The sequence below is a fragment of the Leptothrix discophora genome (genome assembly GCF_030705305.1).
Classification (GTDB): domain Bacteria; phylum Pseudomonadota; class Gammaproteobacteria; order Burkholderiales; family Burkholderiaceae_C; genus Sphaerotilus; species Sphaerotilus discophorus.
Window position 1 is genome coordinate 118,248 of sequence record NZ_JAUZEE010000010.1, and the last position, 25,486, is coordinate 143,733.

Genomic DNA, 25,486 nt, shown 5'->3' on the forward strand with positions numbered 1-25,486 from the left:
GAAGTGGGAAGGTTGGAAGTTCAGGATTCCGGGGGCTTGTTCTGGATGCGGGATTCGATCGGACCTGGCCGGGCCTCACCAGCCCAGGCCGATGCGCAGCGGCAGGAAGACGGCCATGCCGACCAGGATGGTGCCGAGCATGCCGCGCCGCAGGACGAACCAGGCGATGCCGGCCACCGCGCCGACCACGCGGGCATCGGCCAGCGTCCGGATCAGCTGACCCTGCGTCAGCAGCACCTCGGGCACGACGACCGCCACCAGCGCGGCCAGCGGCGCGAACTTCAGCGCCCGCTTGCTCCAGGCCGGCAGCGGGAGTTCCTCGCGCGGCATCAGCAGCAGGCCGCGCGCGACGAAGGTGACGACCCCCATGCCGAGGATGGTGAGGGCGGTGGTCCAGGCGTCCATGTGGCAGGCGTTCCCGTGGTCAGGCGGCGGCGTCGGGCGCGGCGTCCTTGCCGACGCGACGGCCCGCGCCGCCATCGCCGTCCATCATCAGCCCGGCGGCGACGGCAGCGGCGACCGCCACGATGATGTGCAGCTTGTACGGCAAGGCGAAGGCGGCCAGCGCCGCCAGCCCGGCCACCGCCGCCGCGACCCAGGTGGCGCGGTCGACCAGCAGCGTGCAGGTCAGGCCGATCAGCGCCAGCGTGCCAGCGAAGCCCAGGCCCCAGGCCGGCGGCACCGAATCGGCCAGCACGATGCCGGCGATCGACGGGATCTGCCAGGTGATCCACATCAGGGAGATGCCACCCAGGAAGTAAGGCACCTGGCGCGGGTCGGGCTCCGGCTCGGGCCAGGCCTTCAGGAAGACGACGTAGTTGAGGTCGGCGGCGAAATAGGCCATCGACAGGCGTTTCGCGCGGCTCAGGCCGCCGAAGTACCAGCGCCACTGCGCGCTGTAGATGACGAATCGCAGGTTGACGACGAAGGACGTCAGCCAGACCACCCACATGGGCGCGCCGACCGCCAGCAGTGGCAGCGAGGCGAGCTGCGACGAGCCGGCGAACACGACCAGGCTCATCAGCAGCGCGAGCGGGATGTCCAGCCCACTCTTGATCATCGCCACGCCGGTGACCAGGCCCCAGGCCGCGATGCCCGGCGTCATCGGCAACAGGTCGTGCATGCCGCGCCGGAACTGGGGGTCGGCCAGCAGGTGGGTCAGGTCGGAGCGCCAGGAGGCCAGTCGGGACATCCGGCGATTGTCACATCGGCTCCCGTGTCGGAGCCACGCGCAGCGGTACGTCGCGGGTACGGAACGCGCGGGGCCGGTCGCGCTGGCCGGGTCCGCATCAATGCGTGGTCGACTGGCGCGGCGTCGCGGCGCGCGCGGTGTGTACCGGCGGTGCGGCGTTCGGACCGGCGTCGCCGTGGCTGTTCTTCGGCGCGCTGCCTTCGGGCTTGTCGGCCGGGTTCGCATGCGCATCCGCCGGGGCCGCGCCCTCGCCACCCTCGGGCGCGGAGGCCGGATCGGGCGCGGGCCTGGCGGTCTTGCGCGGGACGACCGGGGCGATGCCCTCGATCTTGTTCTCGCGCATGTACTCGTCCATCTCGCGCCAGCCGGCGTAGACCGCCGCCTTGGTCGCCTTCGGATTGAGCGTGTAGCAGTCCTCGATGGCGCGCATCGCATGCCGGCAGGCGCTGCCGATGGCCATGCCGTCTGCCTCCTTGCGGGCGGCGGCGGCCGTGCCGCTCTCGATGCCGAGGGCGTCGCAGCCGACCATGAGGCCGGCGGCCAGGAGCAGGGAAATCAGGGTGAGGATGCGGCGCATGGTCGGCTCGGGAGGAAGTCTCCCCCCTGCTATCGACCGGCGCCGGCCGCGCTTGAGGCGGACCCCGCTTTTCGAGCGATCGACCCGGCCTTCAACCCAGGACCAGGCCGGTCGGGACCGGACGGGCCTGCAGGAATTCACGCCCCGACACCCGCTTGCCACCCGGCCGCTGCAGCCGCGTCAGCCACAGCGCGCCGTCGCCGCAGGCCACGCACGGGCCGTCCGCATCGACCGCGACGACCTGCCCCGGCGCGCCGGCCGGCACGTCGCCGGTCGCCAGCCGGGCGGCCCAGACCTTGACGGTCTCTGCGGCGCCATCGGTCGGTACCCGGCAGGTCGCGCCGGGAAAGGGGTCGAAGGCACGCACACGGCGCTCGATCACCGTCGCCGGCTGCCGCCAGTCGATCGCGGCCTCGGCCTTCTCGATCTTGTGGGCGTAGGTCACGCCCTCGGTCGGCTGGACCACCGGATGCAACCGGCCGTGCGCGGCATCGTCGAGCGAACGCAGCACCAGCGCGGCGCCCTGCGCGGCGAGGCGGTCGTGCAGCGTGGCGGTGGTGTCGTCGGCGCCGATCGGGGTCTCGGCCACGTGCAGCATCGGCCCGGTGTCGAGGCCGATGTCCATCTGCATGATCGTGATGCCGGTGCGGACGTCGCCGGCCTCGATCGCACGGTGGATCGGCGCGGCACCGCGCCAGCGCGGCAGCAGCGAGGCATGGATGTTCAGGCAGCCCAGGCGCGGCAAGGTGAGCACCCACTCGGGCAGGATCAGGCCATAGGCGGCGACCACCAGCACATCCGGTGCAGCGGCCAGCAGGGCCTCGCGGGCGGCGGCGGCATCGGCCGGATGGCGGCCGTCGAGCCTGAGGCTGACCGGCTGGACGACCGGCACGCCGTGCTGCAGCGCCAGCTGCTTGACCGGCGAGGCCTGCAGCTTCATGCCACGGCCAGCGGGACGGTCAGGCTGGGTCAGCACCAGCGGGACGACATGGCCGGCGGCCAGGATCGAGGCCAGCGCAGCGGCGGCGAACTCGGGCGTGCCGGCGTAGGCGACGCGCAAGGTGGGCAAGGCGGGCATGGCAGCCGCCACCGTCATGCCACCGACTCGTCGTCGCGCGAGCGCTTGAGCATCTTGCTGCGGATGCGGTTGCGCTTGAGCGGCGACAGGTACTCGACGAAGACCTTGCCCATCAGGTGATCCATCTCGTGCTGCACGCAGACCGCGAGCAGGTCCTCGGCCTCGACGTGGCAGGTCCTGCCGTCGCGGTCCAGTGCCTCGACGGTCACGCGGGCATGCCGCTCGACCTTGTCGTAGATGGTCGGCACCGACAGGCAACCCTCGTCGCCGACCATCATCTCGTCGCTGACGGCGACCAGCTTCGGGTTGATCAGCACCAGCGGATCGGAGCGGTCCTCGGAGACGTCGATGACGATGACGCGCTCATGCACGTCGACCTGGGTGGCCGCCAGACCGATGCCGCGCGAGGCGTACATGGTCTCGAACATGTCGTCGACCAGGCGGCGGATGCGGTCATCGACCACCGCCACGGGCTTGGCGATCTTGTGCAGTCGCGCATCGGGATAGCGCAGGATGGGCAGCAGGCTCATGGGGACTCGCAACGGCGGCGCGAGGCGTCGCCGCAGGGCTGTTGAGGACACACAACGCGGGGCCGGCCGATGGTCACCGGCGGATACCGGACGACGACCCGTTTTCGTTGCAGCATCAAGGGTTTACAGGCAGAATTTATGAAACTGAATGAAGATTTTCGCGCAAGGCCGAGCCGCCTGCAGAGGATGGCATCGCATCCCCTACACCGCTGGCAGACTGCCGAATCAGCATCCACGGAGCAGCGGTCCATGTTTCTGCGTCACGCAACTGTCTCCCGCGGCCGGTCTCCGGTGCCGGGTTCCCTCGCCGCTGCAGTGACCGGTCTGGCCCTGCTGCTGGGCAGCGTCCCCGGCCAGGCGGCCGAGCCCAATTATCCCGTCACCGACGCCCAGCGCGGCACCGCGCGGCAGGTCGCGCAGGCGGGTGTGCCGCTCAGCGAGCTGGCACCCAACGCCCCCGACAGCTACACCATCAAGCGCGGCGACACCCTGTGGGACATCTCCAGCCTCTTCCTGCGCAGCCCCTGGCGCTGGCCCGAGCTGTGGGGCATGAACCTCGAGGCGATCCGCAACCCGCACCTGATCTACCCCGGTCAGATGCTGGTGCTGGTCAAGTCCGGTGGCCGGGCGCAGTTGCAGCTCGGCCGCGTGATCGACGCCAGCGGCACCCAGAAGCTGTCGCCGCGGGCCCGCGAGACGGCGATGGACCGCGGCCCGATCGGCGCGATCAACCTGACCCTGATCCAGCCCTTCCTGACAGAAGCCGTGGTGCTCGACACCAACGAACTGGCCGACGCGCCGCGCATCGTTGCCGGCCGCGAGGGCCGCGTGCTGCTGGGCCGGGGTGACATCGCCTATGTGCGCGGCGAGATGGCGCCACGGCGCGACTGGCAGGTCTTTCGCCGCGCCCAACCGCTGACCGATCCGCAGACCGGCGAGGTGCTTGGCTACGAGGCCGCCTACGTCGGCACCGCCGAATACCTCCAGCCCGGCGAGCAGCGCACGCTCGACGACGGCAAGCCCGAGATCGTCCCCGCGACCGTCAGCCTGAAGACGCTGCGCCAGGAAGCCACGGTCGGCGACCGCCTGAGCGCGCCGCAGCCGCGCGACGACGGCCGCCACGTGCCGCACGCGCCGAACGCGCCGCTCGATGCGCAGGTGGTGTCGGTCTACGGCGACGGTCTGCAGGCCGGCCAGAACCAGATCATCGCGATCAACCGCGGTCGCAGCGGCGGCGTCGAGCCCGGCCATGTGCTGGGCATCTGGCGCGCCGGCAGCGTGGTCCGTGACGGCGAGGATCCGACCCGAACCTCGGTGCGCCTGCCCGACGAGCGCAACGGCCACCTCTACGTTTTCCGCGTCTTCGAGCGGGTTTCCTACGGCCTGATCCTGGCGTCCGAGACGCCGGTGCGCCGAGGCGACCGCATTTCCCAGCCCTGACGCGCGATGGCGCGGTCGGCAAACACCGGACACCGCGCCATGACCCAAACCTGCGACTTACCCAAGCCGGCACGGCCGAGCCACGACGAAGTGGCCGACTGGCTGCACCTGCTCGGCACGCCCGGCATCGGCCGCACGGCTGCCCGGCGCCTGCTGGCGACCTTCGGCAGCCCGGCGGCCGTCCGTGAAGCCAGGGTCGAGGCGCTCGCCGTCATCGTCGGGCCGGCGGCGGCCCGCGCGCTGCAGTCGAGCCCGGACGGCCACGAGGCACGGGTCGCCTCGACCTGGGACTGGCTGCACGCCGCACCGCACCGTCACCTGCTGACGCTCGATCAGCCGGCCTTCTACCCACGCGGCTGGCTGGACAGCGCCGACCCGCCGCTGCTGATCCATGCCGAGGGCGACCTGTCGCTGCTGCAGCGCCCGGCGCTGGCCATCGTGGGCACCCGCCATCCCACGCCCGACGGGTTGACCCATGCGCACGACTTCGCCGCCGCCGCCGGCCAGGCCGGCCTGACCGTCGTCTCCGGTCTGGCCATCGGGATCGACGGCGCGGCGCACGAAGGCGGCTTGCGCAGCCCGGGTCGCACGATCGCGATCCTGGGCAGCGGGCTGGACCGGATCTACCCGCGTTCGCACCTGGACCTGGCGCGGCGCATCGCGCAGGCCGGCCTGCTGCTCAGCGAGATGCCGCTCGGCACCGCGCCGTTGCCGCAACACTTCCCGCAGCGCAACCGCCTGATCGCGACGCTGGCGATGGGCACGCTGGTGGTCGAGGCTGCCGTGCGCTCGGGCTCGCTGCTGACCGCACGCCTGGCGGTGGAAGCCGGGCGGGAGGTGTTCGCCATTCCCGGCTCGGTCCACAACCCCCAGTCGCGCGGCTGCCATGCGCTGATCCGGCAAGGCGCCAAGCTGGTCGAAAGCCTGCAGGACGTGCTGGAAGAACTTCATCTGGCAGCGCCCGCCGGCAGGTCCGGTGCCGCGTCGGGCGACGACCCCACCGCCGTCGACGCCCCAGACGAATCGACGCCGCAGGACGGTGATGCGATGTCGGAGGATCCCCTGCTGGCCGCGCTGGGCTGGAGTCCGGCCACGTTGGACGTGCTGCAGGCCCGAACCGGCTGGAGCGCGTCGCTGCTGTCGGTCCGGCTGCTGGAACTGGAACTCTCGGGGGACGTCCTGCGACTTCCGGGCGGGGTTTTCCAGCGTCGCGCCAGCGCCTGAGCAAACCGGTTCAGCGTGATCCCGCACACGGGTGGCGCGATGGGTCCGCCAGGGTCGCTGGGGTATAGTCAATCCATGTTCGACGTGCTCGTGTACCTCTACGAAAACTACTGGCGTCCGGACGCTTGCCCGGACCACGAGCAGCTGTCGAAGAAGCTGACCGCGGTGGGTTTCGAGAGCGAGGAGATCGCCGACGCGCTGACTTGGCTGGATGGCCTGGCCAGCGTCGCCGAGTCCTACGTCGCCAACCAGCATGACCTGTCGGTGCGTGTCTACCTGCCCAACGAGCAGGACCACCTCGGCACCGCGTCGATCTCCTTCCTGAGCTTCCTCGAATCGGCCGGCGTGCTGCCGCCGTCGATGCGCGAGATCGTCGTCGACCGCGCGATGGCGCTGGACGGCGGGCCGGTCCCTCTGGAAGACCTGAAGATCATCGTGCTGATGGTGTTCTGGAGCCTGGGCGAGGAGCCCGACGCGCTGATCCTCGATGAGCTGTTCGTCGACGCCGAGGACCGGCTGATCCACTGACCGGAGCGCCTGACGCGCCATGAACAACGGGGCCCTCGGGCCCCGTCGTCGTTTCTGCCATCCATCATGTGGCAAGCGCTGCCCGCCGCGTCACTGCAGCAGGCGGTTCGGATCGGCGTCCAGCTTGGCCAGGGCGCTGCGCGTGGCGCGCACGGTCAGCGATTCCTCCTCGACCGGCACCAGCAGGCCGGCCTGCAGGAAGGCCGCCAGTCGGTGCTTCTGGAACATGATGCCGCGCCCGGTCGGCGTGACGAACATCGCCAGCTGCTTGCGCAGGCCCTGCCAGGCCAGCTGGACCGGGTCGACGCGGTCGCGGTAGTCGAGCTTGAACCAGGCGCCGACCTGCAGTTCGGCGGTCCACGCCAGCATCGCCGGCGTCGGCATCGAGCCGCCCTCGGCGACGACCTCGAGATCGCCCTCGTCCTGGCCGGACAGGTCGCGCACCATCGACTCGTCGATCTCGATGTTGTCGGCGTCGGGGAGCAGTTCCTCGAGCGTCTCCATCTGCATCATCAGCTCGTCCAGCCGCTCGGACGGGATGGTCGCGGTGCGGGCCGAGAAGGCTGCCGCCAGGGAGTTGTTGAGGGCCTGGATGTATTCGTCCTGCTTGGCCTGCGGGACACCGGCGGACGCCATGCCCTCGCGCAGCTTCTTGAGCAGCGGCGGCAGGCGTCGGATCGCCTCGGAGCGCTCCTCGCGCGAGACCTTGGCGCTGGCCAGCCAGATCAGGTCGGCGGCGGCGCGCTGCATCTGCTTGGTCGCGTCGCTGCCCTGCCCGGCCTTGACGCCAGTGGTCGCCAGCACGTCGGCCCAGACGTGGAAGAGGAACTCGCGCACGCCGTCGTGCACCGGCACCTCGTTGAGCATCTTGCGCAGCTCGATCGTGTACTGGATCGCCAGCGTCTCGCGCTGCTCGATCTGCTGGGCCAGGCTGACGCCCTTGCTGGCCGCCGCGTGGGTGGTCTTGAAGTAGTTCTCGAGGAAGCGCTCGAACTCGGTCAGCACGGTCTGGAAGACCCGCCGCCCGGTGTCCGGGTAGGCCTCGACGACCTGCACGACGCGCTTGATCTCCTTCTCCAGCTCGTCGCTGACGCCGGCGCTGCCGACCTCGAAGCCCATCACGCAGGCACCCATGCGGTCGATCAGCTTGCGCGCGGGATGGTCGATGGTGGCGAAGAAGTCGGGCTCGGCCACGGCCACGCGCAGCACCGGCATCTGCAGCCGAGCAAACCAGACGCGGATCGCCGTCGGGATGCGCTCCTCGGTCAGCAGGCTCTGGAACATCAGCGCGACGATCTCGATGGTCGCGCGCTCGACCGGCGTGGTCGCGGCCTGCTTGAGCGCCTGCTTGCGCTGCTGGAGTTCCTGCAGCAGCGCCGGCGCGCTGACCATCTGCGACGCGCCAAGCACCGGCGGCTGACCGCTGACCTGCGGCATGCCGGCCACGCCGGCCATCGACGGGCTGGCGTCGAAGCGCTGGCGCACGGCGACTTGGGCATCGTGGATCGCCGCCCGCAGGCCCGGCGAGGCCGGATGCGGCTGCTGGATCGTCGAACGGTTGAACTCGGGCACCTGCCGCGCGACGAACTGGTTCAGCCGGCCCAGCACCAGCTCGGCCTGCTCGAAGGTCCGCGCCAGGCCCGGCGAGCGGGTCATCAGGCGGGTTTCCTCATGCACGTCGCCACGGCCGGAACTCGCGCCAGCGGCCGACAGGTTGCCGGGGCTGGTCGAATTCGCGCCGGGGAAGCGCCCGGTCGGCGGCAGGCCGGCGACCACGGTCGGCGCGAACAGGTGGGCGTTTTCCGGTGTCGGCTGGAACTTGTCCTTGGCCACGCCGGTCGGCGTCGGGTAGCGCGGGCCGGGCGCGCCACCCGGCGGCGGCGCGGCCGGCGTCGGCGTCGGTGCCGGCGCCTGCACCTGCGGCGACAGCGGCGCGCCCGAGCCGGTGGTGTGGCCTTGTCCCTGTCCTGGCGCGTGGCCGCCGGGGCTCGAGGTGCCGCCGTCGCGGGTGCGCCGGATGAAGGGGCGCAGGTTGACGTCCGTGCAGACGCCCTGCCCGATCAGCCAGCGGTTGGTCTCGTGGTAGCCCTCGTGGACCAGGCCGCCGAACTCGTCGTGCAGCTGGGACTGCGCGGTGCGCCAGTTGTCGAGCGTCAGGCCGGCGGCACGCCAGCCGTCGATGGCCGCACGGGCGACGACGTTCGGCCGCAGGATGTCGCCGGGATCCATCTCCTCGCGGCGCTCCAGCGCGGACATGCGGTAGCGCAGGTCCGAGAATTCCCACGACACCTTGTCCATGATCGCCAACGCCATGCGCGAGGCGACGATCTCCAGCTCGATGGTGTCGTCGTCAACCAGCGCCAGCTCGCTCGCCTTGGTCGCGTTGTGGGTCGTCATCGACCGGGGCGTGCCCGGCGGCGGCGGCGTCACCGCGTTGCGCAGCTGCTGAACCATCGACTGGTGCCAGCGCGGCGCCAGCCGGGGCATGTCCAGCACGAGGTCACGCCGGCGCGACATCAGCTCGGGTGAGCCGCTCTGGCTCATCTGCTCGCGCGAGGCCTGGTGCACCGCCTTGATGACACGCGGCAACTCGCGCATGAGCAGTTCGAAATAGAACCGTCGGGCTTGCGAGGCGAGGGCCGGTGAATGGATGGCGGACGCCATGGATCAGGTCAACGCGCTCAGCTGGTTGGGTTAAAGGAACTCTACACCAGCATCAGACCACGGCACCCGCATTCGGGTCGTTCGGATCGTGATCCTTGCGCGTGCCGGGCGAGACCAGGTCCTCGCGCTTGACGCCCAGCCACATCGCGATGGCCGCCGCGACGAAGACCGACGAGTAGATGCCGAAGCAGATGCCGATCGTCAGGGCCAGCGCGAAGTAGTACAGGGTCGGGCCGCCGAAGACCAGCATCGACAGCACCATCATCTGGGTCGAGCCGTGCGTGATGATGGTGCGGCTCATCGTGCTGGTGATCGCGTGGTTGATCACCTCGGTGGTGCTCATCTTGCGGTACTTGCGGAAGGCCTCGCGGATCCGGTCGAAGATCACCACCGACTCGTTGACCGAGTAGCCCAGCACCGCCAGCACCGCCGCCAGCACCGACAACGAGAACTCCCACTGGAAGTAGGCGAAGAAGCCAAGAATGATGATGACGTCGTGCAGGTTGGCGATGATGGCCGCGACCGCGAACTTCCATTCAAAGCGCAGCGCCAGGTACAGCATGATCCCGACGATCACGAAGCCCAGCGCCTTGGCACCGTCCTGCGCCAGTTCCTTGCCGACCTGAGGGCCGACGAACTCGCTGCGCGAGAGCTTGACCGGCTCGACACCGGCCGCCTCGCAGACGTCGCGGCTGATCTGCTCGCCCTTCTCGGTCGTGACCTGGCGGGACGACACGCTGCCCTGCTCGGCCGCGCAGAGCGCGACGAAGACCTTGCCGACCAGCTCGTTCTGCTTGACGCCTTCGCGCAGCGGCAGGCGGATCAGCACGTCGCGCGAGGTGCCGAACTTCTGCACCTGGACCTCGCCCAGGTTCATCGCCTCGACCGTCGAGCGGACCTTGGCGATGTCGGCGCTCTGCGCGTATTCGGTCTCGATGACCGTGCCGCCGGTGAACTCGATCGACAGGTGCAGGCCGCGGGTGACCAGGAAGAACACCGCCGCGGCGAAGGTCAGGAAGGAGATGACGTTGAAGACCAGCGCATGCCGCATGAACGGGATGTCGCGGCGGAAACGGAAGAATTCCATGGATGCTCCTGCGTGCGACCGCGTTCAGGCCTGTTCGGCCGGGGTGGATTCGGGGTTCACGACGCCGCCTTCGGGGCGCCAGACCTGGCCGATCGAGACCTTCGCGAGCTTCTTCTTGCGGCCATACCAGAGGTTGACCAGGCCACGCGAGAACATCACGGCCGAGAACATCGACGTCAGGATGCCCAGGCAGTGCACGACCGCGAAGCCGCGCACCGGGCCGGAGCCGAAAGCCAGCAGCGCCACGCCCGCGATCAGCGTCGTGACGTTGGAGTCCAGGATGGTGGCCCAGGCACGCTCGTAGCCGGCGTGGATGGCCGTCTGCGGCGAGGCGCCACTGCGAAGTTCCTCGCGCACCCGCTCGTTGATCAGCACGTTGGCGTCGATCGCCATGCCCAGCACCAGCGCGATGGCGGCGAAGCCCGGCAAGGTCAGCGTGGCCTGCAGCATCGACAGGATGGCCACCAGCAGCAGCAGGTTCACGCCCAGCGCCAGCGTCGAGAAGACGCCGAACAGCAGGTAGTACGCGCACATGAAGATCGCGATGGCGATGAAGCCGTAGAGCACGCTGTCAAAGCCCTTGGCGATGTTCTCGGCGCCCAGGCTCGGGCCGATCAGGCGTTCCTCGATGATCTCCATCGGCGCGGCCAGCGAGCCCGCACGCAGCAGCAGCGCGGTGTCGGCCGACTCGACCGGCGTCATCGCGCCGGAAATCTGCACCCGACCGCCGCCGATCTCGCTGCGGATCACCGGTGCGGTCACGACCTCGCCCTTGCCCTTCTCGAACAGCAGGATGGCCATGCGCTTGTTGATGTTCTCGCGCGTGACGTCGCGGAAGATCCGCGCGCCGCGGGCATCCAGCGTCAGGTGCACGGCGGGTTGCTGGTTCTCGTCGAAGCCGGCCTGCGCGTCGGTCAGGTTCTCGCCCGTCAGGATGACCTGGCGCTTGACGATGATCGGACGGCCACCGCGCTCGTTGTAGCGCTCGGTGCCGAAGGGCACCGCGCCGGTGCCGGTCGCTGCGGCCTGGGCCTCCGTGCTGTCGTCGACCAGGCGGATCTCCAGCGTCGCGGTGCGGCCGATGATGTCCTTGGCCTTGGCCACGTCCTGCACGCCCGGCAGCTGCACGACCACGCGGTCGATGCCCTGCTGCTGGATCACCGGCTCGGCCACGCCCAGCTCGTTGATGCGGTTGTGCAGCGTGTTGATGTTCTGCAGCAGCGCCTGTTCCTGCACCTTGCGGGCGGCCTCGGGCTTGAGCGTGCCGGCCAGCTTGAACTCGCTGCCGGTGTTGGTCTCGACCCAGACGAGGTCGGGCAGCGCGCCGCGCAGTTCGGTGGTGGCGCGACCCAGGCCCTCGGCATCGCGCAGGCGGACCTCGACGGTCTCGCCGTTGCGCACGATGCCGGCATGGCGGATGTTCTTGTCGCGCAGCAGCGTGCGCAGGTCGCCGGTCAGCGATTCGGCCTTCTTGGTCAGGGCCGCCTTCATGTCGACCTGCATCAGGAAGTGCACGCCACCGCGCAGGTCCAGGCCCAGATACATCGGCAGCGCACGCAGCGAGGTCAGCCATTGCGGCGAGCGCGACACCAGGTTCAGAGCCACGATGTAGCTCGGGTCGGCCGCGTCCGGGTTGAGCACGCGCACGACCGCGTCGCGGGCCTTCAGCTGGGTGTCGGTGTCGCCGAACCGGGCGCGCACCGAGTTGCCTTCCAGCTGCACGAAGTCAGGCTTCAGGCCGGCACCTTCGAGCGCCTGGCGCACGCGCGGGACCAGGTCGGCATCGACCTTGATCGTCGCCTTGCCGCTGGACACCTGCACCGCAGGCGCCTCGCCGAAGAAATTGGGCAAGGTGTAGAGCAACCCGATCACGACCGCGAAGGCCAGGATCAGGTACTTCCACAGGGGGTAACGGTTCATCGTCAGGTCCTCGGGGCGTGGGCCCCGGATGCGGCGGGCGCGGGCACGGGCCCAGTGGCGGGCCTGGAAAGGACGACCGGGCGTCGCGCGGACCGTGCGCCTGAGCGCAGCGGCCGGCCCGCCCGGCGCGTCGTCAGCGGTTTACTTGATGGTGCCCTTGGGCAGCACCTGGACGACCGCACTGCGCTGGCACTGGGCTTCGACGCCGGTGTTCAGCTCGATCGTCAGGTAGGTCTCGCCGACCTTGGAGACCTTGCCGAGCAGGCCGCCGGAGGTGACGACCTCGTCGCCCTTGGCCAGCGCGTCGATCATGGCGCGATGCTCCTTCTGGCGCTTCTGCTGCGGGCGGATCATGACGAAATAGAGCACCACGAACATCAGCACCAGCGGCAGCATGCTCATCAGGGATGAGCCGGCAGCGGGGGCAGCGGCGGGGGCTTGCGCAAACGCGTTGGAAATGAACACCTTCAGGGCTCCTCGAGCAGGACACAAAGCGCTCGATTGTAGGTCGCAGCCTTGGTCAGGACCGTGAAACCCGAGCCCGGCCCCGCAAGGCGGTGGCCCGCCGCCTCACTGGGCCAGCGACAGCGTGTAGGTGCCGGTGGTGCCGGTCAGGCCGCCGTAGCGCAGCACCCGCAGGTAGAGCGTCACGGCGGCGGTGCCCGCGTTGCGAACGCTGATGCGATCGACCTGGCCGGTGCCGGCCACGCTCGAGGCCAGCAACATCCCGCTGACGCTGTAGGCCAGCAGGTCGTAGTCCGAGGTCGCGTTCGGCGTCATCGTGGCGGTCAGGGTCTTGCCGGCCGGCACGGAGATCCGGAAGTAGTCGGTGTCGCTGCCGGAGCCGATCGTCGCCTTGACCAGCGAGGGGAAGACCGTCACGGCCCGGGCGGTGCCCAGGGCGTTGTTGGGCTCGACCTCGGCGATCTGGGTGACCGTTGGGGTCGGTGCCGGCGCCGGTGCCGGCGTGGGGGTCGGAGTTGGGGTGGGCGTCGGAGTCGGGGTGGGTGTCGGCGTGGCCGTGCCACCTGCCGCATCGACCGCGCGGCGCGCATCGACGATGCCGCTGCCGCACAGGCTGCAGGCGAGCGGAAAACCGCGCGCCGCCGCGCTGGTCTTCAGCGCCGTCTCGACCTGGTCGGGCGTCAGCGCCGGATTGCGCGAGCGCATCAGCGCGACCACGCCGGCGACGTGCGGCGCCGCCATCGAGGTCCCCACGTAGCTGCGGTAGACGTCACCGGCAGGGGTGGTCGTGCCGGCATTGAGCGTCGACAGGATGCCGTTGGCCCCGTCGCCACCCGGCGCGGCCACGTCCACCACCGACCCGAAGTTGGAATAGGAAGCCCGCGCGCCGGTGCGACCCACCGCCGCCACCGTGATCACGCCGGCACAGGACGCCGGCGAGAAGTTGCGCGCGTCCGCCGCCGAGTTGCCCGCCGCGACGACGACCACCGCCCCGCGGCTGCGCGCGCTGTTGATCGCGTTCTGGGTCGTCAGGTCGCAGGCACCGCTGCCGCCCAGCGACAGGTTCAGCACCTTGGCAGGGTTCGGATTGACCGGCAGGCCGCTGACCGTGCCGCCGGCGGCCCAGATGATCGCGTCGGCGATGTCGGACGTGTAGCCGCCGCAGCGGCCGAGCACCCGCAGCGGCAGGATGCGCGCGCCCGGTGCGACACCGGCCACGCCGACGCCGTTGTTCGTGGCCGCCGCGATCGTGCCGGCGACGTGGGTGCCGTGCCAGCTGCTGTTGCTGGCCGGACTGCCGGCGCCGCAGGCACCGGCCGGGGCCCAGTCGCCCGGGTCGCTGGCATCGGCATCGCGGCCGTTGCCGTCGTTGGCCACGGACGTGACGCTGATGAAGTCGTAGCCCGGCAGGACCTGCCCCGCCAGGTCGGCATGGGGCCGGATGCCGGTGTCGATCACGGCCACCACCACGCCGTTGCCGCGGCCGACGTCCCAGGCCGACGGCAGGTTGAGGCCGGCGATCGGGTCGCTGAAATCCCACTGGGTCAGGAACGACGGGTCGTTCGGTAGCCATTGCGCCGTGAGGATGCGGTCGGGCTCGACGTACTCGACGGCGTTGTCGCCGTTGCGGATGTCGCTGGCCAGCGCACGCAGCGCCGCACCGTCCAGGCGTCGGTCGAGTTGCAGCACGTGACCGCCGGCCTGTGCGGTGCCGCGCAGGCGTGACAGCCGCACGCCGGCCCGGTTGCCGGCCACCTTGAAGCCGTTGCGTGTGCTCGGGTCGGCGATGCCGGCCGCCTGGGCGTCGCGCAGCTTGATGATCAGGCGGTCGGTCGGCGGCCCGTCGTCGTTCGATCCGGCAGCCGCCGCACGCATGGCCGGCCCGCCGCCGTCGCGCTGCATGGCCCAGGCGCCACCGGCGTACAGCAGGACCAGGCCGATCAGGATGCCGATGAACCAGTCACGCAGGGTCGCCACCCAGGGCATCAGGGCATTCGGGGGGGACGCGGCGTTCATGGGACCTCTCTCCATCGGAATCGTTGTGATCCCCATGTTCGGCATGTCCGTTGAACAACTTGAGTCCTGAAACGGTTCGATGCCACTGTGACCGGCAGAAGGTCACGGATCGACGCACCCTTCACCCCTTCGTACATGACTTGCAGCCGGGCCACTGGACGCCGATCTGCGCGCGCTCGCAGTTGCTTCCGTTCCGACATGAAACAGGGCGCCTCGTCGGGCGCCCTGCGGGGTTTGCGCGGGCGGGCTGATGCCCGCTGCGTCGATCAGGTCCTCATTGCGAGGCCTTCAGGCTGTACGCCCCGCCGGTCGTGGTGCCGACGTTGCCGCTGTAGTAGACGATCTTGGCGACCACGGTGATCGCGGCGGTGCCCGAGTTCAGCAGCGAGACCGAGTCGGCGGTGCCGGTGCCGTTGTTGCTCTGCGAGACCATCGTGCCGGCGCTGTTGAAGACCTGCAGGTCGAAGTCCGAGTTGGCGCCCGGCTGCAGTGTCAGCACCAGGGTCTTGCCGGCGTTGATCGTGAACCTGAAATGGTCGACGTCGGACAGGCTGCCGATGGCGGCGTTGACCTGCACGGGGTTGCCGGTGACGGTCTGCGGGGTCGCGAGGGTCTCGTTGGGCTCGACTTCGGCGACCGTCGTGGTGGTCGGCGTCGGCGTCGGGGTCGGGGTCGGCGTCGGGCTGGCGGTCACAACGCCCAGGGCAGCGTCGATCGCCGCGCTGGCATCGACGATGCCGACGCCGCACTGGGCGCAGGAGACCGGGAAACCGCGTGCCGCCGCGCTGCTCTTCACGCGGGTCTCGACGGCGTCGGGCGTCAGCGCCGCATTGCGGGCCAGCATCAGCGCGACGATGCCGGCGACGTGCGGCGTCGCCATCGAGGTGCCGCGGTAGCCGGCGTAGCTGTCGGTGCCCGGCCGGGTGGTGCCGCTGTTGAGGGTCGACAGGATAGTGGCGGTGCCATCGCCACCTGGGGCCGCGACGTCCACCACCGTGCCGAAGTTCGAGTAGGACGCCAGTGCGCCGGTGCGGCCGACGGCCGAGACCACGATCACGCCGGCGCAGCTCGCCGGGCTGTAGCGCGAGGCATCCGCCATCGCGTTGCCCGCCGCGACCACCACGACCGCACCGCGGCTGCGGGCGCTGTTGATCGCGTTCTGGGTGGTGATGTCGCAGGCGCCCAGGCCGCCCAGCGACAGGTTCAGCACCCGGGCCGGATAGGGGTTGGCCGGCACGCCGGCGACGGTGCCGCCAGAGGCCCAGACGATCGCGTCGGCAATGTCCGAGGTGTAGCCGCCGCACTTGCCGAGCACGCGCACCGGCACGACCTTGGCGCCATGGGCGACGCCCGCGACACCCATGCCGTTGTTCGTCAGGGCCGCGATCGTGCCCGCCACGTGGGTGCCGTGCCAGCTGCTGTTGGCGGCCGGCGAGTTGGTGCCGCATTCGCCGGCGGTGCGCCAGTCGCCCGGATCGGTCGGGTCGCTGTCGCGGGCATTGCCGTCGTTGGCGACGACCTTGTCGGTGATGAAGTCGTAGCCCGGCAACAGGTTGGCGGACAGGTCGGCATGCGCCCGGATGCCGGTGTCGATGACGGCCACGCGCACACCTGCGCCGGTGCTCTTGTCCCAGGCCTGCGGCAGGCGGATGCCGGCAGCGGCATCGGTGTAGTGCCATTGGGTGCCGAACTGCGGATCGTTCGGCAGGAACTGGGCCTGCATCAGGCGGTCGGGTTCGACGTATTCGATGTCGTTGTCGCCGTTGCGAAGGTCCTCGGCCAGGCGGCGGGCCTCGGCCAGCTTGAGCTTGCGGCTGGCGCGCACGACATGACCGCCCTGGCCACTGCGGACCCGCTCCAGCACCAGCCCGGCCCGGTTGCCAGCCACGCGCAGGCCGTCCTGGGCACGCAGGCTCAGGTCCTCGCGGTTGGCGGCGCTGCGGTACTTCACGATCAGGCGATCGGTCTCGCCCTCGTCCTCGACCACCGCCGCCCGGCCGCCGCGCGGCGCCTGCCGGCCTGCCTCGTCGTCGGACTGGAAGGCCGCGGCGGGCATCGCCACCAGCGCGAAGAGGGACCAGGCCGCGATGGGCGCCAGCGCCCAGGTCCGGACCGACCGACGGCGGGAAAGCGTGATGGAAGTCGCGGACATGGGGGCCTCTTGAGTTGTTGAATGGGACTTTATCCCACTTCATTGCCCATGCAACCCCCGATATGTGCGCTTCCACACGTCCTGTTTCGGGCATTACACCCACCTGGGCACATCTCGAATCAATTGACCCAATTGCTCGCCGACCCTTGCATCTCTGGGGGAAGTTGACGGCTACGTGATGTGCATCAACCGCAGAGAAGCGCACCTTCCCCCACCCAGTCCCCGCGTGGGGTCAGGGTTCACCGCTCGAAAAATTGCCAGGGCCTGGCCAGCCGCCGGGCTCGTTGACCCTGATGGAATCAGGGACAAGCAGGCCGAGCGCCTGCCAGGGGGTGCGCCAGGCGGCGTGCGGACCTCAGACCGGCTTGCCGGCCTGGGCCGCGCGGGCGGCGAACTCGGCGCGCAGCGCCTTGAGCTTCTCGCGCGGGTCTTCCTTGGCCGTGCGCTCGTCGAGCTTCATCTCGGCGATGAAGCGGCTGGGGATGGCCTTGCGGATCTCGCGACCGCGCTTCTGACGCAGCAGGGTGCTGACCAGCAGCGTGCGGCGCGCGCGGGTGATGCCCACGTACATGAGCCGACGCTCTTCCTCAAGCCGCTCGACGGTCATGTCTTCCTCGTCGCGCTTGAAGGGCAGCGTCCCCTCGTTGACGCCGACCAGGACGACGTGCGGCCACTCCAGGCCCTTGCTGGCATGCAGCGTCGAGAGGGTGACCATGTTCTGGTCCTCGCCGCGTTCGGCCAGGCTGAGGATCACGCTGATGGACTGGGCGATGTCGAGCACGCTCTTGCGCTCGGTCTCGGTGGTGATGCCGCCGTCGTTCTCGATCTGGCCGCCGCAGCGCTTGGCGATCCAGTCGATGAAGTCGATGACGTTGTTCCAGCGCGCGGCGGCGACCTTCTCGTTTTCTTCGCCGTCGTAGAGGAACTGCTCGTAGCCGATGTCCTGGAGCCAGGCCATCAGCATCGGCTTGGCCGCCTCGCCGCCGATGGTGTGGCGGGCGCTGTGCTGCAGGTCGTTCACGTAGCGGCCGAACTCGTGCAGCGAGCCGATCGCCTTGGCGCCCAGCACGGCACCGAGCGACTCCTGGAACAGCGCCTCGAACAGGCTGACCTTCCAGCGCCCGGCGAACTCGCCCAGCGCGCCCAGCGTGGTGTGGCCGATGCCGCGCTTGGGCGTGGTGACCGCGCGCAGGAAGGCCGGATCGTCGTCCTGGTTGACCAGCAGGCGCAGCCAGGCGCACAGGTCCTTGATCTCGGCGCGGTCGAAGAAGCTCTGGCCGCCAGAGACCTTGTAGGGGATCTGGGCCTTGCGCAGCGCCTCCTCCAGCTTGCGGCTCTGGTGGTTGGCGCGGTAGAGGATCGCGAAGTCGCGCCATTCGGTCGTGCCGGTGTAGGCGCCGGTCGCGTTGGCGCGGATGCCCTGGATGCGCGCGACCGCCCGCTCGGCCTCGTGCTCCTCCTGGTCGCACTGGATGACGCGCACCGGCTCGCCCTCGCCGAACTCGCTCCAGAGCTTCTTCTGGAAGATCTTCGGGTTCAGCGCGATGACGTTGTTGGCCGCGTTCAGGATCGCGCCGGTCGAGCGGTAGTTCTGCTCCAGCGGGATCACCTTGAGCTTCGGGTAGTCCTGCGGCAGGCGCTTGAGGTTCTCGATGGTCGCGCCGCGCCAGCCGTAGATGCTCTGGTCGTCGTCGCCCACGGCGGTGAAGACGCCGTCGCTGCCGACGATCGCCTTGAGCATCTCGTACTGCGTCGCGTTGGTGTCCTGGTATTCATCGACCAGCACATGGCGCAGCTGGGTCTGCCACTTGAGCCGCGCGGCGTCGTTGGTCAGCAGCAGCTTCAGCGGCATGCCGATCAGGTCGTCGAAATCGACCGCCTGGTAGGCCGACAGGCGCTCGTGGTAAAGCTTCATGACGCGCGCGGCCTGGACCTCGTCGGCGTCCTGGGCGGCACCTTCGGCCTGTTCCCAGTTCAGGCCCTGGTTCTTCCACAGGCTGATGGTCCATTGCCAGCGCCGCGCCACGGCGGCATCGGTCGTGCCGCCGGCATCGCGCAGCACGCCCAGCACGTCGTCCGCATCGAGGATGGAGAACTGCGGCTTGAGGCCCAGCGACGCGCCGTCCTCGCGCAGCATGCGCACGCCCAGCGAGTGGAAGGTCGCGATCACCAGCTTCTGCGCCGCCCGCGCACCGACCAGCTGGCGGGCCCGCTCGCGCATCTCCTGCGCGGCCTTGTTGGTGAAGGTGATGGCGGCGATCTGCTCCGGGCGCAGGCCGACCTGCAGCAGCCGGGCGATCTTCTGGGTGATGACGCGTGTCTTGCCCGAACCCGCACCGGCCAGCACCAGGCAGGGCGTGGCCAGGTGGTTGACCGCCTCCATCTGGGCGGGGTTGAGGGTGGACGGGGCTTCGGCCATGGCGCGTCGGGCGGGGGCGGTTGAACAGCGTGGAAAGGGTGCGGATCATAGGCAGCCCGCCTATGCTGGCGCCACCATGCAACCGTACATCGACTTCATCCTCGAGCTGGACCGGCTCAAGTCGGTCACCCGCAAGACCCGTCCGCTGGGCCTGGACCGGCAGGAGAACTCGGCCGAGCACAGCTGGCAGATCGCGCTGCTGGCCTCGTCGCTGGCCCACCTCGCGGCCGAGCCGGTCGACGTCGACCGGGTGGTGGCGATGCTGCTGGTGCACGACATCGGCGAGATCGACACCGGCGACACGCTGGTCTACGCCGAAGGCCATGACTGGGCCGCGCAGCAGTTGGCCGAGCGCGCGGCGGTCGAGCGCATCTTCGGCCTGCTGCCGCCGGAGCCAGCGGCCCGTTACCTGGCGCTGTGGCTGGAGTTCGAGGCCGCCGAGACGCCCGAGGCGCGCTACGCCCATGCCGCCGACCGCGCCATGCCGGTGCTGCTCAACCTCGCCAACGACGGCCAGAGCTGGCGCGAGCACGGCGTCAGCCACGCCCGCGTGGTGGCGCGCATCGCCGGGCCGATCCAGGCCGGCTGCCCGGCCCTGTGGAACTACCTCGAAGCGCGGCTGGCCGAGGCCCAGGCGCGCGGGCTGTTCGGCGCCTGAACGTCGCCCGGCCGGTCCGACGGGTGCCTCGTCAGCGCCCGCCCAGGTCGAAGCGCCGGGCCCAGCCCAGCTCGACCAGCGGCGTGGACAGCCCACCCTGGCGGGTGCGGGCCTGGCCGATGCCGACGCGCCACTCGCCGATTCCGCCGGACGGCTGCCAGCCGGCCCACAGCACGCCCTGCATCAGCATCCCGCCGCCGGTGGCGACACCGCCGCCACCGGCGGCGCCGGCCAGCGCCTCGGCGCCGAGCTGCCAGCCCGGCACCGGATGGCCCGAGACGCCCGCGCCGATCAGCCCGATCGAGTACGCGCCGGCCTGCCCGGCGTAGGCGCTGTGCGCCTGGCCGCTCAGGTAGACGTGCTCGCCAACGTAGCGGTTGAGCTTCAGGCCGACAGTGTCCAGCGCCAGCGTGCGGCCGTCGTTGCGTCGCACGCCGGTGTAGCGCAGCAGCGCGCCGGACCAGTCGGTGCGCACCGGCAGGCTGGCGGCGGCGTCCGGGCGCTCCAGGTCGAAGGCCAGCCAGGCCCCGGCGACGCGGGCGCGCAGCGGGCTGCCCAGGCCGCGCAGTTCGCCGGCCTCGATGCCGACGGTCCAGCCCTCGGCCGGGCTGGCCTGCAAGCCGGCGACCAGCCGACCGATCGGTCCGCCTCCGGTCGGCACCGAGCCCCCGCCGCCCAGGCCGGCCGACAGCCGCAGGCTGCCGCGCAGCGTCGGCAAGCCCTGAGGCAGCGGCGCCCAGCTGGCCGCGCCAGTGGCCAGGATCTCCATGTAGCCGGCGGCATCGCCCCGTGCGGCGGCAGCCGACTCGATGCCCCAGCGCCAGGCGCCGGATGCATCGACCCGCTCGGCCCGCGCGCCGACCAGGCCGATGCGGCGACGCGCGCCGGCTGCCGTCTCGATGCCGTAGTCGGTCAGCATGCCCGACATGCGGTCCAGGCCCAGCCCGCTGCGGCCCGGTCCGGCCGGACCGGCGGTGGCGTCCAGGTGCCGGAACACGCCGTCCCAGGCCAGCACGACGCCGAGCTGGCGGCTGCGGATGTCGCCGCTCGGGAAGGACACCTGCGAGGCGCTCAGGCCGGCCTGCCAGCCCGGCCCGACGCGCTGCCACAGGGTCAGCGCCGGTCGCAGCATCAGCCCGCCGCCGACCGGCGCCGCCGCGCCACCGCCGCCGCCGGCGTACAGGCCGGCCGTCAGGCTGCGGCCACCGCCGAACCGCCAATCGCGCTCGACCTGCAGGCCGCCCACGAAGAAGCCGCCGCGCTGGCCGCTCGCGGCGCCGTAGACGGCCGGGCCGACGAACCAGTCGTCCGCCGCCTCGAACAGCAGCGCGCCGGAGACCAGCCCCATGCCCTCGCGCCCGGGCAGCTCGACCCGTTCGAGGCCCAGCGAGGCACGCAGCGGGATGGCGGCCCAGCCTTCCGCCGCCGCAGCGGGGAACACGGTGGCCTGCAGCAGCGCCGCCAGCGGCAGGGCGAGGGTCGACGGTCGAAAGGGCAGGGTCATCGGTGCATCGTCCAGCAGCCCGGTCGGCCGCCATCGGCCGCTTGGGATAAGTGCCGGAGTATCGAGGCGGTCCCGCTCGGCCAGCCCCGGCGTGACGCCCGTGCCACGCCGGCAACGACGCCACCGGAGATACACCTGCCCGTACGCCATCCCTCGCAAATGCCACGGCGATACTCGCGTCCCATGCAGGCGATCCTTTCGGTCACGGTCCCGGTTTTCGCGCTGGTGCTGACCGGTTACCTCGCCGCGAGGCGCCGACTGCTGCCGCTGGACGCGGTGCCCGGCCTGAACGCCTTCGTGCTGACGTTCGCCCTGCCCTGCCTGCTGTTCCGCTTCGGCGCGTCCTTGCCGTGGCGCGACCTGCTGGACCCGGTCGTGCTGGCGATCTACGCCGGCTGCGCGCTGCTGCTGGTCGCCTTCACGATCGCGGTGACGCTCAAGCCGCCGGTCGGCCTGAAGGACGCAGCCTTCGGCGCGCTGGTCGGCGCCTTCCCGAACTCGGGCTACATGGGCGTGCCGCTGCTGGTCGCGCTGCTCGGTCCGGCCGCCGCCGGGCCGACGATCACGACCGTGCTGGTCGACCTTCTCCTGACCTGTCCGCTGTGTCTGGCGATCGCGCAGTCGCGCCACGAGCTGCCAACCCAGCCGCCGCAGCCCTTCGAGGTGGACGGACATGACGAGGTCACCAGCAGCCTGCCGCCGGCGATGGCGGCCGAGGCCTCGGCGCAGGCCCGGCTGGCGGTGCTGACCGCGCCGGCGACCTTGTCGTCACCCGCGCCGAGGCCGCTGCCGCACGTGGCGCAACCGTCGCCGGCCGCCGAGACCCGGGCGACGCTGCTGCGGGCCCTGCGCGGCTCGCTGTCCAGCCCGATGCCTTGGGCGATCGCGCTGGGCGCCGGGGTCTCGATGACCGGCCTGGCGTTGCCCGAACCGCTGGACCGCGTCATCGCGATGCTGGCCGAGGCGGCCAGCCCGGTCGCGCTGTTCACCCTCGGCGCGGTGCTGTGGCGGGCCTCGATGCCGCGACGTGCGGCCGGCCCGCTGGTGCTGGACGACCAGGCGCGGTCACCGCACCGCATCCCGCTGGCGCGGGTCCTGCCGGTGGTGATGATCAAGCTGCTGCTGCACCCGCTGCTGGTGCTGGTGGGTGGCCTGATCGCGCGTGCGCTGGGCCTGCCGCTCAGCGGCTTCCAGCTCACGGTGCTGGTGCTGGTGGCCGCGCTGCCCAGCGCCAGCGGCGTGATGCCGCTGGCCGAGCGCTACGGCGCCGACAACGGGCGGGTCACCCGCATCATCCTGTGGTCGACGCTGCTGGCCTTCGTCAGCTTCCCGGTGCTGGCCTGGCTGTTCCAGCTGCAGCCGACCTGAACGGCGCGGCGCACCGGGCCGCCGCGCTCAGGGATGCTCGGCGATGACCTGCGCCACCGCCGCCGTCAGCCGGCGCGCATAGGGCAGGTGCAGGAACTCGTTCGGGCCGTGGGCGTTGCTGCGCGGACCCAGCACGCCGCAGACCAGCATCTGCGCCTTCGGGAAGCCCTGTGCCAGCAGGTTCATCAGCGGGATCGTGCCGCCCTGGCCGATGTAGCCCAGCGGTGCGCCGAAGTGGTTCTGCGAGGCCGACTCCAGGCTGCGCGCCAGCCAGGGCTGCAGGCTGGGTGCGTCCCAGCCGGTCGCGCCTTCGGCCCCGGCGCGACCGTCGGGCACGAAGGTCACGCGGGCGTTGTAGGGCGGATCGAGTTCCAGCAATCGCTTGAGCTCGCGCCCGGCCGCCGGGCCGTCGACCGTCGGTGGCAGGCGCAGGCTGAGCTTGAAGGCGCTCCAGGGCCGCAGCACGTTGCCGGCGCTGGCGATGGCCGGGAAGCCTTCCGCGCCGGTCACCGACAGCGTCGGCCGCCAGGTGCGGTTGAGCAGCGCCTCGACCGGATCGGTGGTGGTCGGCAGCACCGGGTTGCCGTCCAGCCCGCAGGACCAGGGCAGGCCCTTCCAGACCGCGTCGCCGAGCCGGCCAGCCGCCGCGCGGGCCTGGGCGATGCGCTCGGCCGGGATCTCGGCATGCAGGCTGGTCGGCAGCAGGCGGCCGGTGGCGCTGTCCTCAAGACGGTCCAGCAGCTGGCGCAGCACGCGGAAGCTCGACGGCACGACGCCGCTGGCCTCGCCGGAATGCACGCCTTCCTCGATCACCTCGACGCGCAGCGTGCCGGTGACGTTGCCGCGCAGCGAGGTCGTGAGCCAGAGCTGCTCGTAGTTGCCGGCACCGGAATCGAGGCAGACCACCAGGCTGACATCGCCGAGCCGGTCGCGCAGCACGTCGAGGTAGGCCGGCAGGTCGTGCGAGCCGCTTTCCTCGCAGCTCTCGATCAGGCCGACCAGGCGCGGATGGCCGACGCCCTGGGCCTGGATCGCCTCGATCGCGGCGATGCTGGCGTAGATCGCGTAGCCGTCGTCCGCGCCGCCGCGGCCGTAGAGCTTGTCGTCGTCGACCTTGGGCGTCCACGGCCCGAGGTCGTTGCGCCAGCCACTGAACTCGGGCTGCTTGTCCAGGTGGCCGTACATCAGCACGGTCGGTGCAGCCGAGCCAGCAGGCTCGGGCCGGGTCGCCGGGACCTCGAAGAAGATCACCGGCGTGCGCGGCCGCCCGGCGGCATCGACCAGGCGGACGACCTCCAGCTTCAGCCCGCGGACCCGGCGCGATTCGGCCCAGGCCGCCGCGCGCCGCACCACCGTGTCGATGTGGCCATGCTCGGCCCACTGCGGATCGAACATCGGGCTCTTGGCCGGCACGGCGATGTAGTCGCGCAGCTCGGGCAGGATGTCGGCGTCCCAGGTCAGGGACAGCTCGCGCGCCAGGCGCTGCAGGTCGAGCGTCGGCGCCCGGTCGAGGACTTGGTTCATGCGGGACTCCTCTGCGGGACGGCGCACGGATCGGCCGTCCTGAAGTCCAGTTTAGGCGTCGCGCCGGGCCCTCGCGCGGGCATGGACCGACCAGGCCTCGACGGCGGTGTGCTCGTCGGCACGGCCGTCGCCCGACAGGCCCAGTGCCCGGCCGGCGCTGCGCCGCAGGCCGAGCGGCGCGGCCGGGCCGACCAGTGGCCGATCGGCCTCGCCGAGCGCCGTGCCGACCAGCGCCGGCAAGGCGGCCAGGCCGTCGCGCAGCTCGCGCGGCAAGGTCTGCGCACCGGCCATGCCGAGGTCGTGGAAGCTGACCTCGGCATGGCCGTCCTCGGTGGCGCGCACGTGCAGCGCCAGCGGCAGGGCCAGGTCGTGGGTCAGCTCGTGGGCATGGTCATGCTGGACCACCGCCGTCTCGCCGGGATGCGGCCCGAGCACGACCAGGTCGGCATGCTGGCTGGGCATCGGGATCACCGCGACGACCGCCAGGCCATGTGCCGACGCGGCCGACTTGAGCCGGTCGACCGTGCGCGCGGCATCGTGCGAGCCGCTGCGGCGGCGCTGCTCGTAGGCCTCGACCCGGATCGCGCCCGCCGCCAGCATCACCACGGCCATGCAGCTCGTCAGCCAGCTGCGCCACGGGATGGCGGTACCGGCGGCGTCTCGCGTCGCGTGGCCGTCTCGGGTGCTCTCGCGGACTGCGTCGGCCGTCTGGGACAGCAGATGTCGAACCATGGGTGACCTCCGGTCTGTGGCAGGCGTCGGGCATGCCTCGGAAACGGCGCGGCGCCGGAAAGGCGCCGCTTGCTTCGCTGACCAGGAGGGGGTCCGACGATCGCCGGTTCCTCCATCCGTCAGCTTGGCGTCATCCTGTGTCGGACTGCACGGAAGACCCGTATCCAGCTGTAAGTGGCGCGCGGATTTGCCGGATCGGGATCCTGTCGAAGGGCTGTCGAGACAAGAGCGGGCCGCCGCGATGGCCGTGTCCATCGGGCTTTGCCGGCTTCAACCGTTTGCGAGGGCCTGGCGCAGGCCGCACCGACGTCACAGGTCGTTACGAATGCGCCGGGTCCGGGCGGCGGCCTTGCATCTTTAAGCCTCGGACCGGCTCGGGCATCCCGAGCGGCCTCTGGGCCAGTTGTT

At 70.9% G+C, this 25,486-nt stretch carries 20 protein-coding genes; 5 read left to right on the forward strand and 15 right to left on the reverse strand.

Going from position 1 to position 25,486, the window contains the following annotated elements:
* Positions 1–75: 75 nt before the first annotated feature.
* The 5 genes from Q8X39_RS16930 to def all read right to left on the reverse strand — a co-directional run bounded on the left by Q8X39_RS16930 (position 76) and on the right by def (position 3,377).
* Complete coding sequence (locus Q8X39_RS16930; protein ID WP_305750863.1) at positions 76–405, reverse strand: AzlD domain-containing protein; 330 nt, start codon at positions 403–405, stop codon at positions 76–78.
* 19 nt (positions 406–424) lie between these two features.
* Positions 425–1,192: an AzlC family ABC transporter permease gene (locus Q8X39_RS16935; protein WP_305750864.1), complete on the reverse strand. Its 768-nt coding sequence runs from the start codon at positions 1,190–1,192 to the stop codon at positions 425–427.
* Between the two features lie 97 nt (positions 1,193–1,289).
* Positions 1,290–1,769: a hypothetical protein gene (locus Q8X39_RS20570; protein WP_407068025.1), complete on the reverse strand. Its 480-nt coding sequence runs from the start codon at positions 1,767–1,769 to the stop codon at positions 1,290–1,292.
* Between the two features lie 91 nt (positions 1,770–1,860).
* The gene (gene fmt, locus Q8X39_RS16945) at positions 1,861–2,829 is read right to left on the reverse strand and encodes a methionyl-tRNA formyltransferase (protein ID WP_305750884.1); all 969 of its coding nucleotides are present in this window, start codon (positions 2,827–2,829) and stop codon (positions 1,861–1,863) included.
* 32 nt (positions 2,830–2,861) lie between these two features.
* Positions 2,862–3,377, reverse strand: coding sequence for a peptide deformylase (gene def / locus Q8X39_RS16950; RefSeq protein ID WP_305750865.1), 516 nt, complete (start codon positions 3,375–3,377; stop codon positions 2,862–2,864).
* A 249-nt stretch (positions 3,378–3,626) separates the two neighbouring features.
* On the opposite strand from def, the gene Q8X39_RS16955 reads away from it, so the two are divergent.
* From Q8X39_RS16955 to Q8X39_RS16965, 3 genes are all read left to right on the forward strand, one after another.
* Complete coding sequence (locus Q8X39_RS16955; protein ID WP_305750866.1) at positions 3,627–4,817, forward strand: LysM peptidoglycan-binding domain-containing protein; 1,191 nt, start codon at positions 3,627–3,629, stop codon at positions 4,815–4,817.
* 39 nt (positions 4,818–4,856) lie between these two features.
* On the forward strand, positions 4,857–6,041 hold the full coding sequence (gene dprA / locus Q8X39_RS16960; RefSeq protein WP_305750867.1) for a DNA-processing protein DprA: 1,185 nt from the start codon (positions 4,857–4,859) through the stop codon (positions 6,039–6,041).
* A 75-nt stretch (positions 6,042–6,116) separates the two neighbouring features.
* Positions 6,117–6,569 carry a Smg family protein gene (locus tag Q8X39_RS16965; protein WP_305750868.1) on the forward strand — a complete coding sequence of 151 codons (453 nt, stop codon included), beginning with the start codon at positions 6,117–6,119 and terminating at the stop codon, positions 6,567–6,569.
* A 90-nt stretch (positions 6,570–6,659) separates the two neighbouring features.
* Here the strand turns inward: Q8X39_RS16965 and Q8X39_RS16970 are convergent, their stop codons facing one another.
* The 7 genes from Q8X39_RS16970 to Q8X39_RS17000 all read right to left on the reverse strand — a co-directional run bounded on the left by Q8X39_RS16970 (position 6,660) and on the right by Q8X39_RS17000 (position 19,292).
* The gene (locus Q8X39_RS16970) at positions 6,660–9,233 is read right to left on the reverse strand and encodes a DUF1631 family protein (protein ID WP_305750869.1); all 2,574 of its coding nucleotides are present in this window, start codon (positions 9,231–9,233) and stop codon (positions 6,660–6,662) included.
* A 52-nt stretch (positions 9,234–9,285) separates the two neighbouring features.
* Positions 9,286–10,320: a protein translocase subunit SecF gene (gene secF, locus Q8X39_RS16975; RefSeq protein ID WP_305750870.1), complete on the reverse strand. Its 1,035-nt coding sequence runs from the start codon at positions 10,318–10,320 to the stop codon at positions 9,286–9,288.
* Between the two features lie 24 nt (positions 10,321–10,344).
* Positions 10,345–12,240, reverse strand: coding sequence for a protein translocase subunit SecD (gene secD, locus Q8X39_RS16980; protein WP_305750871.1), 1,896 nt, complete (start codon positions 12,238–12,240; stop codon positions 10,345–10,347).
* 141 nt (positions 12,241–12,381) lie between these two features.
* Positions 12,382–12,705, reverse strand: coding sequence for a preprotein translocase subunit YajC (gene yajC / locus Q8X39_RS16985; RefSeq protein WP_305750872.1), 324 nt, complete (start codon positions 12,703–12,705; stop codon positions 12,382–12,384).
* Between the two features lie 105 nt (positions 12,706–12,810).
* The gene (locus tag Q8X39_RS16990) at positions 12,811–14,721 is read right to left on the reverse strand and encodes a S8 family peptidase (RefSeq protein WP_305750873.1); all 1,911 of its coding nucleotides are present in this window, start codon (positions 14,719–14,721) and stop codon (positions 12,811–12,813) included.
* A gap of 274 nt (positions 14,722–14,995) precedes the next feature.
* The gene (locus Q8X39_RS16995) at positions 14,996–16,873 is read right to left on the reverse strand and encodes a S8 family peptidase (RefSeq protein ID WP_305750874.1); all 1,878 of its coding nucleotides are present in this window, start codon (positions 16,871–16,873) and stop codon (positions 14,996–14,998) included.
* A gap of 355 nt (positions 16,874–17,228) precedes the next feature.
* Positions 17,229–19,292, reverse strand: coding sequence for an ATP-dependent helicase (locus Q8X39_RS17000; protein WP_305750875.1), 2,064 nt, complete (start codon positions 19,290–19,292; stop codon positions 17,229–17,231).
* A 76-nt stretch (positions 19,293–19,368) separates the two neighbouring features.
* On the opposite strand from Q8X39_RS17000, the gene Q8X39_RS17005 reads away from it, so the two are divergent.
* A complete protein-coding gene (locus Q8X39_RS17005; protein ID WP_305750876.1) occupies positions 19,369–19,950 on the forward strand; it encodes an HD domain-containing protein in 582 nt (193 codons plus the stop codon).
* A 31-nt stretch (positions 19,951–19,981) separates the two neighbouring features.
* On the opposite strand, the gene Q8X39_RS17010 is transcribed toward Q8X39_RS17005, so the two are convergent.
* Positions 19,982–21,454: a hypothetical protein gene (locus tag Q8X39_RS17010; protein ID WP_305750877.1), complete on the reverse strand. Its 1,473-nt coding sequence runs from the start codon at positions 21,452–21,454 to the stop codon at positions 19,982–19,984.
* 183 nt (positions 21,455–21,637) lie between these two features.
* Here Q8X39_RS17010 and Q8X39_RS17015 point away from each other — a divergent pair, with 183 nt between their 5' ends.
* Positions 21,638–22,822 carry an AEC family transporter gene (locus tag Q8X39_RS17015; protein ID WP_305750878.1) on the forward strand — a complete coding sequence of 395 codons (1,185 nt, stop codon included), beginning with the start codon at positions 21,638–21,640 and terminating at the stop codon, positions 22,820–22,822.
* A 27-nt stretch (positions 22,823–22,849) separates the two neighbouring features.
* On the opposite strand, the gene Q8X39_RS17020 is transcribed toward Q8X39_RS17015, so the two are convergent.
* Together Q8X39_RS17020 and Q8X39_RS17025 are read right to left on the reverse strand one after the other, a co-directional pair.
* Positions 22,850–24,346, reverse strand: a complete 1,497-nt coding sequence (locus Q8X39_RS17020) for a M20 family metallopeptidase (RefSeq protein ID WP_305750879.1) — start codon at positions 24,344–24,346, stop codon at positions 22,850–22,852.
* A gap of 51 nt (positions 24,347–24,397) precedes the next feature.
* Positions 24,398–25,078: a DUF302 domain-containing protein gene (locus tag Q8X39_RS17025; protein WP_305750880.1), complete on the reverse strand. Its 681-nt coding sequence runs from the start codon at positions 25,076–25,078 to the stop codon at positions 24,398–24,400.
* Between the last annotated feature and the right edge of the window lie 408 nt (positions 25,079–25,486).

What these genes read in the sequence shown, in the direction of transcription:
- Q8X39_RS17010 (WP_305750877.1), bottom strand. Translation starts at nt 21,454, where the DNA reads ATGACCCTGCCCTTTCGACCGTCGACCCTCGCCCTGCCGCTGGCGGCG.
- dprA (WP_305750867.1), top strand. Translation starts at nt 4,857, where the DNA reads ATGACCCAAACCTGCGACTTACCCAAGCCGGCACGGCCGAGCCACGAC.
- Q8X39_RS16970 (WP_305750869.1), bottom strand. Translation starts at nt 9,233, where the DNA reads ATGGCGTCCGCCATCCATTCACCGGCCCTCGCCTCGCAAGCCCGACGG.
- Q8X39_RS16995 (WP_305750874.1), bottom strand. Translation starts at nt 16,873, where the DNA reads ATGTCCGCGACTTCCATCACGCTTTCCCGCCGTCGGTCGGTCCGGACC.
- Q8X39_RS17015 (WP_305750878.1), top strand. Translation starts at nt 21,638, where the DNA reads ATGCAGGCGATCCTTTCGGTCACGGTCCCGGTTTTCGCGCTGGTGCTG.
- Q8X39_RS16930 (WP_305750863.1), bottom strand. Translation starts at nt 405, where the DNA reads ATGGACGCCTGGACCACCGCCCTCACCATCCTCGGCATGGGGGTCGTC.
- Q8X39_RS17000 (WP_305750875.1), bottom strand. Translation starts at nt 19,292, where the DNA reads ATGGCCGAAGCCCCGTCCACCCTCAACCCCGCCCAGATGGAGGCGGTC.
- Q8X39_RS20570 (WP_407068025.1), bottom strand. Translation starts at nt 1,769, where the DNA reads ATGCGCCGCATCCTCACCCTGATTTCCCTGCTCCTGGCCGCCGGCCTC.
- Q8X39_RS16965 (WP_305750868.1), top strand. Translation starts at nt 6,117, where the DNA reads ATGTTCGACGTGCTCGTGTACCTCTACGAAAACTACTGGCGTCCGGAC.
- Q8X39_RS16990 (WP_305750873.1), bottom strand. Translation starts at nt 14,721, where the DNA reads ATGAACGCCGCGTCCCCCCCGAATGCCCTGATGCCCTGGGTGGCGACC.
- Q8X39_RS16955 (WP_305750866.1), top strand. Translation starts at nt 3,627, where the DNA reads ATGTTTCTGCGTCACGCAACTGTCTCCCGCGGCCGGTCTCCGGTGCCG.
- Q8X39_RS16935 (WP_305750864.1), bottom strand. Translation starts at nt 1,192, where the DNA reads ATGTCCCGACTGGCCTCCTGGCGCTCCGACCTGACCCACCTGCTGGCC.
- Q8X39_RS17020 (WP_305750879.1), bottom strand. Translation starts at nt 24,346, where the DNA reads ATGAACCAAGTCCTCGACCGGGCGCCGACGCTCGACCTGCAGCGCCTG.
- Q8X39_RS17005 (WP_305750876.1), top strand. Translation starts at nt 19,369, where the DNA reads ATGCAACCGTACATCGACTTCATCCTCGAGCTGGACCGGCTCAAGTCG.
- def (WP_305750865.1), bottom strand. Translation starts at nt 3,377, where the DNA reads ATGAGCCTGCTGCCCATCCTGCGCTATCCCGATGCGCGACTGCACAAG.
- Q8X39_RS17025 (WP_305750880.1), bottom strand. Translation starts at nt 25,078, where the DNA reads ATGGTTCGACATCTGCTGTCCCAGACGGCCGACGCAGTCCGCGAGAGC.
- secD (WP_305750871.1), bottom strand. Translation starts at nt 12,240, where the DNA reads ATGAACCGTTACCCCCTGTGGAAGTACCTGATCCTGGCCTTCGCGGTC.
- secF (WP_305750870.1), bottom strand. Translation starts at nt 10,320, where the DNA reads ATGGAATTCTTCCGTTTCCGCCGCGACATCCCGTTCATGCGGCATGCG.